This window comes from Streptomyces sp. NPDC088746 (genome assembly GCF_044751065.1).
Taxonomy (GTDB): Bacteria; Actinomycetota; Actinomycetes; order Streptomycetales; family Streptomycetaceae; genus Streptomyces.
In genome coordinates, this window is sequence record NZ_JBIVLA010000002.1 from 1,460,248 (window position 1) to 1,474,412 (window position 14,165).

General features: G+C 71.4%; 14 protein-coding genes. 11 read left to right on the forward strand and 3 right to left on the reverse strand.

The window, feature by feature from the left end:
- Positions 1–2: 2 nt before the first annotated feature.
- The 4 genes from ispG to ACIP63_RS14205 all read left to right on the forward strand — a co-directional run bounded on the left by ispG (position 3) and on the right by ACIP63_RS14205 (position 4,562).
- Positions 3–1,160, forward strand: coding sequence for a flavodoxin-dependent (E)-4-hydroxy-3-methylbut-2-enyl-diphosphate synthase (ispG, locus tag ACIP63_RS14190; protein WP_401514884.1), 1,158 nt, complete (start codon positions 3–5; stop codon positions 1,158–1,160).
- Between the two features lie 143 nt (positions 1,161–1,303).
- The gene (locus ACIP63_RS14195) at positions 1,304–2,149 is read left to right on the forward strand and encodes a GNAT family N-acetyltransferase (protein WP_393764015.1); all 846 of its coding nucleotides are present in this window, start codon (positions 1,304–1,306) and stop codon (positions 2,147–2,149) included.
- Between the two features lie 29 nt (positions 2,150–2,178).
- Positions 2,179–2,754, forward strand: coding sequence for a GNAT family N-acetyltransferase (locus tag ACIP63_RS14200; RefSeq protein WP_401514887.1), 576 nt, complete (start codon positions 2,179–2,181; stop codon positions 2,752–2,754).
- Between the two features lie 107 nt (positions 2,755–2,861).
- On the forward strand, positions 2,862–4,562 hold the full coding sequence (locus ACIP63_RS14205) for a proline--tRNA ligase (RefSeq protein WP_401514890.1): 1,701 nt from the start codon (positions 2,862–2,864) through the stop codon (positions 4,560–4,562).
- Between the two features lie 61 nt (positions 4,563–4,623).
- Here ACIP63_RS14205 and ACIP63_RS14210 read toward each other — a convergent pair whose 3' ends face one another.
- From ACIP63_RS14210 to ACIP63_RS14220, 3 genes are read right to left on the reverse strand one after another with little or no spacing between them, the layout of a single operon-like run.
- Positions 4,624–5,538, reverse strand: coding sequence for an aminoglycoside phosphotransferase family protein (locus ACIP63_RS14210; RefSeq protein WP_401514893.1), 915 nt, complete (start codon positions 5,536–5,538; stop codon positions 4,624–4,626).
- Between the two features lie 44 nt (positions 5,539–5,582).
- Positions 5,583–6,077, reverse strand: coding sequence for a ferritin-like domain-containing protein (locus tag ACIP63_RS14215; RefSeq protein WP_401515145.1), 495 nt, complete (start codon positions 6,075–6,077; stop codon positions 5,583–5,585).
- 5 nt (positions 6,078–6,082) lie between these two features.
- Entirely contained in the window at positions 6,083–6,607 is a 525-nt protein-coding gene (locus tag ACIP63_RS14220; RefSeq protein WP_401514896.1) for a hypothetical protein, read from the reverse strand.
- Positions 6,608–6,778: 171 nt separating this feature from the next.
- Here ACIP63_RS14220 and rimP point away from each other — a divergent pair, with 171 nt between their 5' ends.
- The 7 genes from rimP to truB all read left to right on the forward strand — a co-directional run bounded on the left by rimP (position 6,779) and on the right by truB (position 13,951).
- Entirely contained in the window at positions 6,779–7,276 is a 498-nt protein-coding gene (gene rimP, locus ACIP63_RS14225; RefSeq protein WP_401514898.1) for a ribosome maturation factor RimP, read from the forward strand.
- 2 nt (positions 7,277–7,278) lie between these two features.
- Positions 7,279–8,319, forward strand: a complete 1,041-nt coding sequence (gene nusA, locus ACIP63_RS14230) for a transcription termination factor NusA (protein ID WP_356713707.1) — start codon at positions 7,279–7,281, stop codon at positions 8,317–8,319.
- Positions 8,320–8,521: 202 nt separating this feature from the next.
- Positions 8,522–8,800, forward strand: a complete 279-nt coding sequence (locus tag ACIP63_RS14235; protein ID WP_329206847.1) for a YlxR family protein — start codon at positions 8,522–8,524, stop codon at positions 8,798–8,800.
- Positions 8,801–8,948: 148 nt separating this feature from the next.
- A complete protein-coding gene (gene infB / locus ACIP63_RS14240) occupies positions 8,949–12,077 on the forward strand; it encodes a translation initiation factor IF-2 (protein ID WP_401514903.1) in 3,129 nt (1,042 codons plus the stop codon).
- Positions 12,078–12,277: 200 nt separating this feature from the next.
- Complete coding sequence (locus ACIP63_RS14245; RefSeq protein ID WP_056792835.1) at positions 12,278–12,574, forward strand: DUF503 domain-containing protein; 297 nt, start codon at positions 12,278–12,280, stop codon at positions 12,572–12,574.
- A gap of 25 nt (positions 12,575–12,599) precedes the next feature.
- On the forward strand, positions 12,600–13,058 hold the full coding sequence (gene rbfA / locus ACIP63_RS14250; protein ID WP_384500998.1) for a 30S ribosome-binding factor RbfA: 459 nt from the start codon (positions 12,600–12,602) through the stop codon (positions 13,056–13,058).
- Positions 13,055–13,951 carry a tRNA pseudouridine(55) synthase TruB gene (gene truB / locus ACIP63_RS14255; protein ID WP_104789493.1) on the forward strand — a complete coding sequence of 299 codons (897 nt, stop codon included), beginning with the start codon at positions 13,055–13,057 and terminating at the stop codon, positions 13,949–13,951. The genes rbfA and truB overlap by 4 nt, the downstream gene beginning before the upstream one ends.
- The last annotated feature ends 214 nt before the right edge of the window (positions 13,952–14,165 follow it).

Consider the following 14,165-nt stretch of genomic DNA (forward strand, 5'->3'; position numbering starts at 1 on the left):
GCATGACTGCGATTTCTCTCGGAATGCCGGACGTTCCGACCAAGCTCGCCGACCGGCGGGTCAGCCGCCAGATCCAGGTCGGGTCGGTGGCGGTCGGCGGGGACGCACCGGTGTCGGTGCAGTCGATGACGACGACGCGTACGTCGGACATCGGTGCGACGTTGCAGCAGATCGCGGAGCTGACGGCTTCGGGCTGTCAGATCGTGCGGGTGGCGTGTCCGACGCAGGATGACGCGGACGCGTTGGCGACGATCGCGAAGAAGTCGCAGATCCCGGTGATCGCGGACATCCACTTCCAGCCGAAGTACGTGTTCGCGGCGATCGACGCGGGCTGCGCGGCGGTCCGGGTGAATCCGGGCAACATCAAGCAGTTCGACGACAAGGTCAAGGAGATCGCGAAGGCGGCCGGTGACGCGGGTACTCCGATCCGTATCGGGGTGAACGCGGGTTCGCTGGACGCGCGGCTGCTGAAGAAGTACGGCAAGGCGACGCCGGAGGCCCTGGTGGAGTCGGCGCTGTGGGAGGCGTCGCTGTTCGAGGAGCACGGCTTCCGGGACATCAAGATCTCGGTGAAGCACAACGATCCGGTCGTGATGGTGAACGCCTACCGTCAGCTCGCGGCACAGAGCGACTATCCGCTGCACCTGGGTGTGACGGAGGCCGGTCCGGCGTTCCAGGGGACGATCAAGTCCGCGGTGGCGTTCGGTGCGCTGCTCTCGGAGGGCATCGGGGACACCATCCGGGTGTCGCTGTCGGCGCCTCCGGCGGAGGAGGTCAAGGTCGGGCTTCAGATCCTTGAGGCGCTGAATCTGAAGCAGCGGCGGCTGGAGATCGTGTCGTGTCCGTCGTGCGGGCGTGCGCAGGTGGACGTGTACAAGCTCGCGGACCAGGTCAGTGCGGGTCTGGAGGGCATGGAGGTCCCGCTGCGGGTCGCGGTGATGGGCTGTGTCGTGAACGGTCCGGGTGAGGCCCGTGAGGCCGATCTGGGTGTGGCGTCCGGCAACGGCAAGGGCCAGATCTTCGTGAAGGGCGAGGTCATCAAGACCGTCCCCGAGTCGAAGATCGTGGAGACCCTCATCGAGGAAGCCATGAAGATCGCGGAGCAGATGGAGAAGGACGGCATCGCCTCGGGCGAACCCCAGGTCTCCATCGCCGGCTGACCTCCCGCCCCTCGGTGCCCCGCAGGGCGTGCCCTGCGGGGCACAGCCATGTCCCGCACCCATCGGCCTTCCCCACCTGGGGCGCACCCCACAGCCTTGTTGGGTACAGTGCGGACATCAGTAGACCGTTTGGTGAGGCCCCAGTGTTGACGCAGACCACTACCCGGGTCCTCGACCCCGGCGAGCTCCCCGCCGCGCTCGCCATCCTCGAGAGCGAACCCGTGGACAACGCGTTCGTCACCTCCCGCGTCCAGGTCGCCGGGCTCGATCCATGGCGTCTCGGCGGCGAGATGTGGGGCTGGTACGCCGACGGCCGACTGCGCTCTCTCTGCTACTCCGGGGCCAACCTCGTGCCCATCTGCGCCACCCCCGAGGCCGTCAGGGCCTTCGCCGACCGTGCCCGGCGGGCCGGCCGCCGCTGCTCCTCGATCGTCGGCCCGGCCGGCCCCACGGCCCAGCTGTGGCGCCTCCTCGAACCGAGCTGGGGCCCCGCCCGTGAGGTCCGGCCCAACCAGCCCCTCATGGTGACCGACCGCCCCTCGGCCGAGGTGGCGCCCGACCCGCTCGTGCGCAGGGTCCGCAAGGAGGAGATGGACGTCCTCATGCCGGCCTGCGTGGCCATGTTCACCGAGGAGGTCGGCGTCTCCCCGCTGGCCGGCGACGGCGGGCTCCTCTACCAGGCCCGGGTCGCGGAACTGATCACCACCCGCCGGTCCTTCGCGCGCATAGAGGACGGCAAGGTCCTCTTCAAGGCGGAGATCGGCGCGGCCACCCCCCACGCCTGCCAGATCCAGGGCGTCTGGGTCGCCCCCGAGGCCCGCGGCCGGGGACTCTCCGAAACGGGCATGGCGGCCGTCCTGCGCTACGCGCTCAGCGATGTGGCCCCCGTCGTCAGCCTGTACGTGAACGACTACAACACCGCCGCGCGCAGGGCCTACAGCCGTGTGGGCTTCCGCGAGACGGGCGCCTTCATGAGCGTGCTGTTCTGACCGGACGGTACGGCCAGTAGGGTTCGCGCATGGCAGCAGCAACCCCCACGCCCCCCCGGGGCTCCGGGACCCCCGACATCGTGGTCGGACCGCTCGACCTCACCGACCGCGTCGACGAGGCCCTCGCCGTGCAGGCCCTCGCCTTCGGCCTCACCCAGGACGAGATCGACGTACGCCGCCATATCGTGCTGCGGCACCTCGACCATCCGCAGGCACGCGCCCTCGGCGCCACCGCCGCCGACGGACGGCTCGTCGGATTCGTCTACGGGCTGCCGAACAACCGGACGCACTGGTGGTCCACCGTCGTGGAACCGTATCTGCGCGCCACCGGATCCGAGAGCTGGCTCGACGACTCGTTCGTGATCACCGAGCTCCACGTCCACCCCGAGTTCCAGCAGCGCGGCATCGGCCGGAGCCTGATCACCACCATCACGGACGCCGTCGACCTGCCCCGTTCCATCCTCTCGGCGATCGACACCGAGAGCCCCGCCCGCGGCCTCTACCGAGCCCTGGGCTACCAGGACCTGGCCCGGCAGGTGCTCTTCCCCAGCGCGCCCAAGCCGTACGCGGTGATGGGCGCGCCCCTCCCGCTGCTTCGCGGCTAGGACCGACCGCCGTCCTCAGGCGTCCGCCGGTCCGAGGAATGGATTTCCGCCCGCGCGGGCCCCCCGGCTAACCTCGGGCTCACCACCCTTCCGAGCAGGAGTTCATCATGGCCCAGGTCCAGCGCATGTCCCGATTGATGATCAAGACACTGCGCGACGACCCGGCGGACGCCGAGACGCTCAACCACAAGCTCCTCGTCCGCGCCGGTTACGTGCGCCGCACCGCGGCCGGCATCTGGTCCTGGCTGCCGCTCGGCAAGAAGGTCCTGGAGAACATCACCCGCGTCGTCCGCGAGGAGATGGACGCCATCGGCGGCCAGGAGGTCCTGCTCCCCGCGCTGCTCCCCAAGGAGGCGTACGAGGCGAGCGGCCGGTACGACGAGTACGGCGACCTGCTGTTCCGGCTGAAGGACCGCAAGGGTGCCGACTACCTCCTCGGCCCGACCCACGAGGAGATCTTCACCCAGGTCGTCAAGGACATGTGCTCGTCCTACAAGGACCTGCCCGTGATCCTCTACCAGATCCAGACCAAGTACCGCGACGAGGCCCGCCCCCGCGCCGGTGTGCTGCGCGGCCGCGAGTTCCAGATGAAGGACTCGTACTCCTTCGACACCACCGACGAGGGCCTGGCCGAGGCGTACCAGCTGCACCGCGCCGCGTACATCCGGATCTTCGAGCGCCTCGGCCTCGACCACCGCATCGTGTCCGCCGTCTCCGGCGCCATGGGCGGCTCCGCCTCCGAGGAGTTCCTCGCGCCCGCGCCCGCCGGCGAGGACACCTTCGTCGACTGCCCGAACTGCGACTACGCCGCCAACACCGAGGCCGTGACCTTCAAGGCCACCGCCGCCGACGCCTCGGTGACCGGCCCGGCCGAGGAGCTGGACACCCCCGACACCCCGACCATCGAGACCCTCGCCGCCCACCTCGGCGTCGAGGCCTCCGCCACCCTGAAGAACCTCCTGGTCAAGGTCGACGGCGAGATCGTGGCCGTGGGTGTGCCCGGCGACCGCGAGGTCGACCTCGGCAAGCTCGGTGAGCACCTCGCCCCCGCCGTCGTCGAGCTCGTCACCGCCGAGGACTTCGTGGGCCGCCCCGACCTGGTGCGCGGTTACGTCGGCCCGCAGGGCCTGGAGAAGGTCCGCTACATCGCCGACCCCCGCGTCGCCGCCGGCACCGCCTGGATCACGGGTGCCAACAAGGAGGGCAAGCACGCGAGGAACGTCGTCGCGGGCCGCGACTTCGAGGTCGACGACTACCTCGACGTCGTCGTCGTCGAGGCGGGCGACCCCTGCCCCAAGTGCGGTACCGGCCTCCAGGTGGACCGCGCCATCGAGATCGGCCACATCTTCCAGCTCGGCCGCAAGTACGCCGACATCTTCTCCCTCGACGTCCTCGGCCAGCAGGGCAAGCCGGTCCGCGTCACGATGGGCTCGTACGGCATCGGCGTCTCCCGCGCCGTCGCCGCCCTCGCCGAGCAGACCGCCGACGACAAGGGGCTGTGCTGGCCCCGCGAGATCGCCCCGGCCGACGTGCACGTCGTCGCCGCAGGCAAGGCGCTCCAGACCGAGCTCGCCCTCGACGTCTCCGAGAAGCTCAACGCCGCGGGCCTGCGCGTCCTGGTCGACGACCGGCCCGGTGTATCGCCGGGCGTGAAGTTCACCGACTCCGAGCTCATCGGCGTCCCGAAGATCCTTGTCGCCGGCCGCCGTTCGGCCGAAGGCGTCCTGGAGCTGAAGGACCGTCGCACGGGTGGGCGCGAGGAGCTCACCGTCGACGAGGCGATCGCCCGCCTGACCGACCAGGGCTGACCCGGCCGGCAACGGAGAGGGCCCCGCGCACCGCGCGGGGCCCTCTCCTCGTGTGCGGCGGCTACAGCCAGGCCGCGAACTCCAGTGACATCTCGCCGTCCTGCGTGCGCCCCGCCGCCAGCGCGCGCGTGCCGGACTCGACGGCACGGAACAGCGTCCAGCCGCGCAGCCGCGCCTGGTCGACCTCCAGCGACTCGGCGAGCTTCTTGACCCTGCGGCGGGCGGTCACCGCACCGCCGGGCGAGGCGATCAGGTCCTCCACCCGGTCACGCACCAGCCGCGCCAGGTCGTACGCACGCTCCCCGGTCAGCGGCTCGGGGCCGACCGCCAGCCACGGGGCACGCTCGCCGGCCAGGACCTTGCTCTGCCGGAAGTTGCCGTGCAGCAGGAAGGCCTCCGGGGAGTCCTGGACCAGCTCCTCGCGGGCCGCGAGGGCCGCCGAGACCAGCGGTTCGAGCGCGGGGTCCTGCGCGGCGGCCGCCCGCACGGGTCCCACCTGCCGGGCGGTGCGCTCCTCGACGGTCTCGAAGGCGTGGCCGGCCGGCGGCTCGACCCACAGCCGGCGCACCGTGCCCGAGGCCTCCAGCAGCGCCTTCGCCTCGGGCAGGGAGCGCAGGGACACCTCGTGGTGCAGCCGCTCCAGCAGGAGGGCCCCCTCGGGCCCGGCCGCGTCCGGGGCGGTCAGGAGCTCGACGGCCCCCCAGCCCTTCCAGTGCGCGAGAGCGGCCCCCTCCTGCGCGGGAGCGGCCCCGGGAGGCGCGATCTTCAGCACGGCCTGCGTGCCGTCGCCCCGGTGCACCAGGACGACGAGAGCGCTCCGCCCGCCGGGGGCGCAGACCCGGTCGGGGGAGACCGAGTGCGCGGACAGCGCGTCGTCGGTGAGCGCGGGGAGCCGCCCGAGCCACTCGGCGGCGGCCGCGTCGCCGTACGTCTCGCCGAGCGCTCGCACCAGACGCTGCGGCGGTTCGAAACCCATACGTGCCTTGTTCCCTTTCAGAGCGTGCTCAGTGGCTCAGTGGCTCAGTGCGTGACACCCGTGGCCCCCGCCTCCGCCGTGTTTTCCGGCGGGGCGGCCTTCTCGGTGAGCCCAGGAAAGGCTACGCCGGTGCCGCGCCAGCGCACCGCACGCACCGCGGCCTCCCGGAGCGCGCCCGCCGCGTCCTGCCGCAGCGGCCCCCGGGCAGCCCGTACGAGATCGGAGTACACGCCCGCCACCCGGTCCTCCAGCACGGCGGCGAGCCGCATCGCGGTCGCGGGGTCCCGCACCGCGAAGGGCAGCGTGTACGCCGCGTGCGCCGCCACGGGCGTACCGCCCAGGTCGCGCACCGTGCGGGTGAGCGCGTCCCGCCGGGCCCGGTGGGCGTCGCAGGCCGCCGTGGCGTCGTTGCGGCGGCCGCCCTCCAGCCGGCCGCCCAGCGCCCCGTACCCGTACACGGCGGCGTGCTCGGCGGCGAGTGCGGCCTGTGCGGCACGCAGCGCGCCCTCGGTGTCGTCCGCTCCGGCGTCCTGTGCCATGCCGTTCATGCGGGGGACTCCTTGGCCAGTTCGGTCAGCAGATACGCGTGGGCGGCGCCGGCCGCGGCGATCGAGGCCAGCAGCCTGGCCAGTTCCGGTTCGGCGGTCACCAGGGCCGCGGCACGGACGTCGGCCAGCCTGCGCTCCTCGCCCGCCAGCTCCCTCAGGGCCGCACGCGCGTCGGTGGCGGCCGCCGGCGGGGCGGGGGCGGGGGAGCCGCTCGCGGCCTTCGGCGGCCCGCCCAGGGCCGCGAGGTGCTCCCGCACCGCCGCCCCCATCGGCGCGAGCCCGGGTTCCGTCACCGGGTGGGCGGCCGCGAGCTGTTCGTAACGGGAGAGCAGCGAGGCACTGTCACGGGCCGCCGACGCACGCAGTGCGGTGCCCGCCCGGAGCGAGGCGGCCCTGGCGTCCGCGCCCCCGGAAGCACTCGGCGTCTTCGTCCCGTCCCCGCAGCCTGTCAGCACCGCACCCAGGGCCAGGGCTCCCGTAGCGGTGAGCGCACTCCTGCGCGTCGTCCCCGTGCGGTGCACTTGTCTCCTTCAGCCTGGTTTTTGACAGTTTCTGACCTGAAGTGATCACCGGACGTGAGCGTACCCGCGGCCGGACGGGAGGGGGACGGCAACACCCCTGCGGACCGGATACCCTTTGACCTGACACGCGACGATCCCCACAACAGCACACGCGGCCGAGGAGTCACCCGGATGAGCACCACCCAGAGCGACAGGCTGCGCGAACTGCTGGAGCCGCTCGTCAGCGCCAAGGAGCTCGACCTCGAGGAGATCGAGGTGTCCCAGGCGGGCCGCCGCCGGGTGCTGCGGGTCATCGTGGATTCCGAGGACGGCGTGGAGCTCGACACCTGCGCGGAACTCAGCCGCGGCATCTCCCAGAAGCTGGACGAGACCGACGCCATGGGTGAGGGCGAGTACGTCCTCGAAGTGAGCTCTCCGGGCGCCGACCGCCCGTTGACCGAGCACCGCCACTACGTACGCGCCACCGGCCGGCTGGCCAGGCTCACCCTGGGTGAGGGCGGCGAGCTGGTGGCCCGCATCCTCGGGGTGGACGACGAGGGACTCGATCTGGAAGTACCGGGCGTCAAGGGCCGCAAGCCCACGTCGCGCCGTGTCACCTTCGACGAGATCGTCAAGGCGCGCGTGGAGATCGAATTCAACCGCAAGGACAAGAAGGAAGAGGAGGCGTAGCCGTGGACATCGATGTGAAGCTTCTGAAGGGCTTGGCGCAGGACAAGGAGATCCCCTTCGACGTGCTCGTCGGGGCGATCGAGTCGGCCCTCCTCATCGCGTACCACCGCACCGACGGCAGCCATCGCCGTGCGCGCGTCGAGCTGGACGCGGCCGGCCATGTCACGGTGTGGGCGAAGGACGACCCGGCCGAGCTCGAGGAGGGCCAGGAGCCCAAGGAGTTCGACGACACGCCGTCCGGTTTCGGCCGTATCGCCGCGACCACCGCCAAGCAGGTCATCCTGCAGCGGCTGCGCGACGCCGAGGACGACAGGACGTTCGGGGAGTACGCGGGCCACGAGGGTGACGTCGTCACGGGCCTGGTCCAGCAGGGCAAGGACCCGAAGAACGTCCTCGTCGACATCGGCAAGCTGGAAGCGATCCTGCCGGTCCAGGAGCAGGTCCCGGGCGAGGAGTACACCCACGGTCTGCGGCTGCGTACGTACGTCGTACGGGTGGCCAAGGGCGTGCGCGGCCCGTCCGTGACGCTCTCGCGCACCCACCCGAACCTGGTGAAGAAGCTCTTCGCGCTGGAGGTTCCGGAGATCGCGGACGGCTCGGTCGTCATCGAGGCCATCGCCCGCGAGGCGGGCCACCGCACCAAGATCGCCGTACGCTCCACCCGGGCCGGCCTCAACCCGAAGGGCGCCTGCATCGGCCCGATGGGCAGTCGTGTGCGCAATGTCATGGCCGAGCTGCACGGCGAGAAGATCGACATCGTGGACTGGTCGGACGACCCCGCCGAGATGGTCGCCAACGCGCTGTCACCCGCACGGGTGAGCAAGGTCGAGGTCGTGGACCTCGGGACGCGCTCCGCCCGGGTGACCGTGCCGGACTACCAGCTGTCGCTGGCGATCGGCAAGGAGGGGCAGAACGCCCGCCTGGCCGCCCGTCTCACCGGCTGGCGCATCGACATCCGCCCGGACACCGAGACCGACGAGGAGCGCGACGTCGCGGACCGTGAGCGCGCCGAGCGCGCCCGGGAGCGTTCCGAGCGCGGCTGACCCACGGACCCGTGCGGGGGCCTGCCCGGGCCCCGGACAGGCCCCCCGCACGGTCTCCGGACCGTCTCCGGGTGGTCTCGGGACCGTCTCCGGGCGGTCTCCGAAGGAATAGATCGAGGCGCCAGGCCGCTGAGATCACGACAACATCCGTTCGATTTTTGCCCCGAAGGGGTGAGGTCGGTGCGGGGAGGTAGACTTAAACGTGTCTGGCCGGACGCACGCCCGCGCTTGCCCCGAGCGAACCTGTGTGGGATGCCGGGAGCGAGCGGCCAAGAGCGAGCTGCTGCGCATCGTGGTGGACGAGGGAGAAGTCGTCCCTGATCCACGCGGTACGCTGCCCGGCCGGGGTGCGTATGTACACCCCGTCTCTGTCTGTCTCGACCTGGCGGTTCGCCGCCGGGCATTCCCCCGGGCCTTCAAGGCCAAGGGGCCGTTCGACTCCGCGGCACTGCAGCGGTTCGTCGAGCGGGTGACACCGTAAGAAAGTGAACGGCACGGGTCCCCGTGCGGTCAGGTACCTCGCGAGTTGGAAGTAGGTCGAGATTGCGATGAGCACTCGATGAGTACGCGATGAGTACGCCCATGAAGTAGCGACGGTCCGGCGGTAACCCGGACCTAAAAGGAGCGAAGTGGCTAAGGTCCGGGTATACGAACTCGCCAAGGAGTTCGGGGTTGAGAGCAAGGTCGTCATGGCCAAGCTCCAAGAACTCGGTGAATTCGTCCGTTCGGCGTCCTCGACGATCGAGGCGCCGGTCGTACGCAAGTTGACTGACGCACTGCAGGGTCCCGGTGGCAACGCCGGCAAGTCCGCTGCAAAGCCTGGCGCGCCCCGCAAGGCCGCCCCCTCGAAGCCCGCAGCGCCCTCCCCGGCCGCTGCGGCACGTCCCGCTGCCCCGAAGCCCGGCGCCCCGGCCCCCAAGCCGGCCGCCGCGGAGACTCCGGCGAGCAGCACCCCCGCGGCGCCCTCCGCGCCGTCCGCGGGCCCGCGTCCGGGCCCCAAGCCCGCGCCGAAGCCCGCCCCGGTCACCCCGGTGCCCGCCGCGGAGTTCTCGGCACCGGCTCCGGCCCAGCAGCCGGCCGCGCCGCAGCAGGCCCCGCGTCCCGCGGGTGCCACCCCCGGTCCCCGCCCCGCCCGTCCGGCTCCGGCCGGCGGTCAGCGCGACGGTGGCCGCGACGCTGGTCAGCGTGACGGCGGCCGTGGTGGCGAGCGTGGCGGCGACCGCCCCGCCCGCCCCGCAGGCCAGGGCGCACACCCCGGTCCCTCCGGGCGACCTGGCGGCTCTCGCCCGGCCGGTCCCCGTCCGGGCAACAACCCCTTCACCTCCGGCGGTTCCACCGGCATGGCGCGCCCCCAGGCGCCCCGTCCCGGCGGTGCCCCGCGCCCCGGCGGCGGTCAGGAGCGCCCCGGCGCCCCGCGCCCCCAGGGTGGTCCCGGCGGCGCCCCGCGCCCCCAGGGCCAGGGTGGCGCACGTCCCTCTCCGGGCGGCATGCCCCGTCCGCAGGCTCCCCGTCCGGGCGGTGCCCCCTCGGGTAACCGTCCGAACCCCGGCATGATGCCGCAGCGTCCCGCTGCCGGCCCGCGTCCCGGCGGTGGCCCCGGCGGTGGCCGTGGTCCCGGTGGCGGCGGCGGTCGCCCGGGTGGCGGCGGCGGTCGTCCCGGTGGCGGCGGCTTCGCAGGCCGTCCGGCCGGTCCCGGTGGCGGTGGCGGCGGCTTCGCCGGCCGTCCCGGCGGTCCCGGTGGTGGCGGTGCGGGCCGTCCCGGTGGTGGCGGCGGCTTCGGCGGTCGTCCCGGCTTCGGTGGACGTCCCGGCGGCCCGGGTGCCCGTGGTGGCACACAGGGTGCGTTCGGCCGTCCCGGTGGTCCCGCGCGTCGTGGTCGCAAGTCGAAGCGTCAGAGGCGCCAGGAGTACGAGGCCATGCAGGCCCCGTCGGTGGGCGGCGTCATGCTGCCTCGCGGCAACGGGCAGGCTGTCCGGCTGTCGCGCGGCGCGTCCCTGACCGACTTCGCGGAGAAGATCAACGCCAACCCGGCGTCGCTCGTCGCCGTGATGATGAACCTCGGCGAGATGGTCACCGCCACGCAGTCCGTCTCCGACGAGACGCTGAAGCTCCTCGCGGACGAGATGAACTACGTCCTCGAGATCGTCAGCCCGGAGGAGGAGGACCGCGAGCTGCTCGAGTCCTTCGACATCGAGTTCGGTGAGGACGAGGGCGGCGAAGAGGCCCTGGTCTCCCGTCCGCCGGTCGTGACCGTCATGGGTCACGTCGACCACGGTAAGACCCGGCTGCTGGACGCGATCCGCAAGACGAACGTCGTCGCGGGCGAGGCCGGCGGTATCACGCAGCACATCGGTGCGTACCAGGTCTCCTCCGAGGTCAACGGCGAGGACCGCCGTATCACCTTCATCGACACCCCGGGTCACGAGGCGTTCACCGCCATGCGTGCACGTGGTGCGAAGTCGACCGACATCGCGATCCTCGTGGTGGCGGCGAACGACGGTGTGATGCCCCAGACGATCGAGGCGCTGAACCACGCCAAGGCGGCCGAGGTGCCGATCGTGGTCGCGGTCAACAAGATCGACGTCGAGGGTGCCGACCCGACCAAGGTGCGCGGTCAGCTCACCGAGTTCGGTCTGGTGGCCGAGGAGTACGGCGGCGACACGATGTTCGTCGACATCTCCGCCAAGCAGAGCCTCAACATCGAGGCACTGCTGGAGGCCGTCGTCCTCACCGCCGACGCCTCGCTCGACCTGCGGGCCAACCCGGAGCAGGACGCGCAGGGTATTGCGATCGAGTCCCACCTCGACCGTGGCCGCGGTGCCGTCTCGACCGTCCTCGTCCAGCGCGGAACGCTGCGCATCGGCGACACGATGGTCGTCGGCGACGCGTACGGCCGCGTCCGGGCGATGCTCGACGACAACGGCAACAACGTCCAGGAAGCGGGTCCCTCGACCCCCGTCCTGGTCCTGGGTCTCACCAACGTCCCGGGTGCCGGCGACAACTTCCTGGTCGTCGACGAGGACCGCACGGCGCGTCAGATCGCCGAGAAGCGGGCCGCCCGCGAGCGCAACGCCAACTTCGCCCGCAAGGGTGTCCGGTTCTCCCTGGAGAACCTGGACGAGGCGCTCAAGGCCGGTCTGGTCCAGGAGCTCAACCTCATCATCAAGGGCGACGCGTCCGGTTCGGTGGAGGCTCTCGAGTCCTCGCTGCTCCAGCTCGACGTCGGTGAAGAGGTCGACATCCGGGTCCTGCACCGCGGTGTGGGTGCGGTCACCGAGTCGGACATCAACCTGGCGACCGGCTCCGACGCCATCGTGATCGGCTTCAACGTGCGCGCCGCAGGGCGTGCCGAGCAGATGGCCGAGCGCGAGGGCGTGGACGTCCGGTACTACTCGGTCATCTACCAGGCGATCGAAGAGATCGAAGCGGCCCTCAAGGGCATGCTCAAGCCGGAGTACGAAGAGGTCGAGCTCGGTACGGCGGAGATCCGCGAGATCTTCCGCTCGTCCAAGCTGGGCAACATCGCCGGTGTGCTGGTCCGCTCCGGCGAGGTCAAGCGCAACACCAAGGCGCGCCTGCTGCGCGATGGCAAGGTCATCGCGGAGAACCTCAACATCTCCGGTCTGCGCCGCTTCAAGGACGACGTCACCGAGATCCGCGAAGGCTTCGAGGGCGGTATCAACCTCGGAAACTTCAACGACATCAAGATCGACGACGTCATCGCGACGTACGAGATGCGCGAGAAGCCGCGAGGCTGATCCACGGGGAACCCCGGGGGAGACCCCGGGGCTCTCCTGCACGGTCGGGGCCGGTCGACGGGTCGTATTTCCGTCGATCGGCCCCGGCCGTTCCGTGTACGGTTCGGATGTCCCCGCCGGGTGAAGGCGGGGCGTGGCTGTGCCAGTCCGGGGGACGACCCCGGACCCCGAACCCGAACCGGCGGGACATCCGGACATACATGTATGTGGGGACACTGTCCTTCGATCTGCTCCTCGGCGACGTACGGTCGTTGAAGGAGAAACGCTCCATCGTCCGCCCGATCGTCGCCGAGATCCACCGCAAGTTCGCGGTGAGCGTCGCGGAGACGGGCGGCCAGGACCTCTACCGCAGGGCCCAGATCGGTCTTGCCGTGGTCTCCGGGGACACCGGGCACCTCACAGACGTACTCGACCGGTGCGAGCGCATGATCGCGGGCCGGCCGGAGGTGGAGCTGCTGTCCGTACGACGGCGGCTGCACAACGACGAAGAAGACTGAGCACGTATCAGAAGGAGAAGGACCAGTGGCCGACAACGCGCGGGCAAAGAAGCTGGCGGACCTCATCCAGGTGGTGGTCGCCGAGAAACTGCAGCGCGGTATCAAGGACCCGCGTCTGGGTACGCACGTGACCATCACGGACACCCGTGTCACCGGCGACCTGCGGGAGGCCACGGTCTTCTACACGGTCTACGGCGACGACGAGGAGCGGGCCAGCGCGGCCGCCGGCCTGGAGAGCGCCAAGGGCATCCTGCGCTCGGCGGTCGGTGCGGCGGCGGGGACGAAGTTCACCCCGACGCTGGCCTTCGTGGCCGACGCCCTGCCGGACAACGCCAAGGCGATCGAGGACCTGCTCGACCGGGCACGTGCCTCGGACGCCAAGGTGCGCGAGGCGTCCTCCGGTGCCGCGTACGCCGGAGACGCGGACCCGTACCGCAAGCCGGAGGACGAGGACGAGAACGGCGAGGGCTCACCTTCCGCATGACGCAGAACAAAACGCCGGACGGCCTTGTCATCGTCGACAAGCCGTCCGGCTTCACTTCGCACGACGTCGTGGCCAAGATGCGCGGCATCGCCCGCACCCGCCGGGTCGGCCACGCCGGCACGCTGGACCCGATGGCGACCGGCGTCCTCGTCCTGGGCGTCGAGAGAGCCACCAAGCTGCTCGGGCATCTCGCACTGACCGAGAAGGAGTACCTCGGGACGATCCGGCTCGGCCAGGACACCGTCACCGACGACGCGGAGGGCGAGATCACCTCGTCCACCGATGCCTCGGGAGTGACCCGCGAGGGCATCGACGCCGGGGTCGCCGCACTGACCGGCGCGATCATGCAGGTGCCGTCCAAGGTCAGCGCCATCAAGATCGACGGCAAGCGGTCCTATGCCCGGGTGCGCGGCGGCGAGGAGTTCGAGATCCCGGCCCGCCCGGTGACCATCTCGTCCTTCCGGGTCTACGACGTCCGTGAGGCCGTCGCGGAGGACGGCACCCCGGTCGTCGACCTGGTCGTCTCCGTCGTCTGCTCCTCGGGTACGTACATCCGCGCCCTCGCCCGCGACCTCGGCGCCGGGCTCGGCGTGGGCGGGCACCTGACCGCGCTGCGGCGCACCCGCGTCGGACCGTACGGCCTCGACGCGGCGCGCACCCTCGACCAGCACCAGCAGGAGCTGACCGTGATGCCGGTGGCCGAGGCCGCCGCGTCCGCCTTCCCGCGCTGGGATGTCGACGAGAAGCGCGCCAAGCTGCTGCTCAACGGCGTGCGGCTGGACATGCCGTCGTATCCGCCGGGGCCGGTCGGGGTCTTCGGGCCCGACGGGGCGTTCCTCGTGCTCGTCGAGGAGCAGAAGGGCAAGGCCAAGAGCCTCGCCGTCTTCGCCTGACGTCTCCGTCCGACGAAGGTCGCGCGGGCTCCCCATGGGTCCGGCCCGTCGTGGAGCGGGCAGCCCCCCCGGTGCGTGCCCGCTCCACGATCCCCCTCCCGCGACCATCCCTGTCCACAAGAACCCGCCGATTCACCCCAATGGACGGGCGCTCGGAGTGACCGGGGGGTGCGAGGGGGGCGCTTTCGCCCCGCGCGTTTCCTGTGGCGATCAT

Excerpts from the sequence above, each read along its gene's own strand:
- ispG (WP_401514884.1), top strand. The coding sequence starts at position 3 with ATGACTGCGATTTCTCTCGGAATGCCGGACGTTCCGACCAAGCTCGCC.
- ACIP63_RS14200 (WP_401514887.1), top strand. The coding sequence starts at position 2,179 with ATGGCAGCAGCAACCCCCACGCCCCCCCGGGGCTCCGGGACCCCCGAC.
- ACIP63_RS14205 (WP_401514890.1), top strand. The coding sequence starts at position 2,862 with ATGGCCCAGGTCCAGCGCATGTCCCGATTGATGATCAAGACACTGCGC.
- ACIP63_RS14210 (WP_401514893.1), bottom strand. The coding sequence starts at position 5,538 with ATGGGTTTCGAACCGCCGCAGCGTCTGGTGCGAGCGCTCGGCGAGACG.
- ACIP63_RS14215 (WP_401515145.1), bottom strand. The coding sequence starts at position 6,077 with ATGGCACAGGACGCCGGAGCGGACGACACCGAGGGCGCGCTGCGTGCC.
- rimP (WP_401514898.1), top strand. The coding sequence starts at position 6,779 with ATGAGCACCACCCAGAGCGACAGGCTGCGCGAACTGCTGGAGCCGCTC.
- ACIP63_RS14245 (WP_056792835.1), top strand. The coding sequence starts at position 12,278 with ATGTATGTGGGGACACTGTCCTTCGATCTGCTCCTCGGCGACGTACGG.
- truB (WP_104789493.1), top strand. The coding sequence starts at position 13,055 with ATGACGCAGAACAAAACGCCGGACGGCCTTGTCATCGTCGACAAGCCG.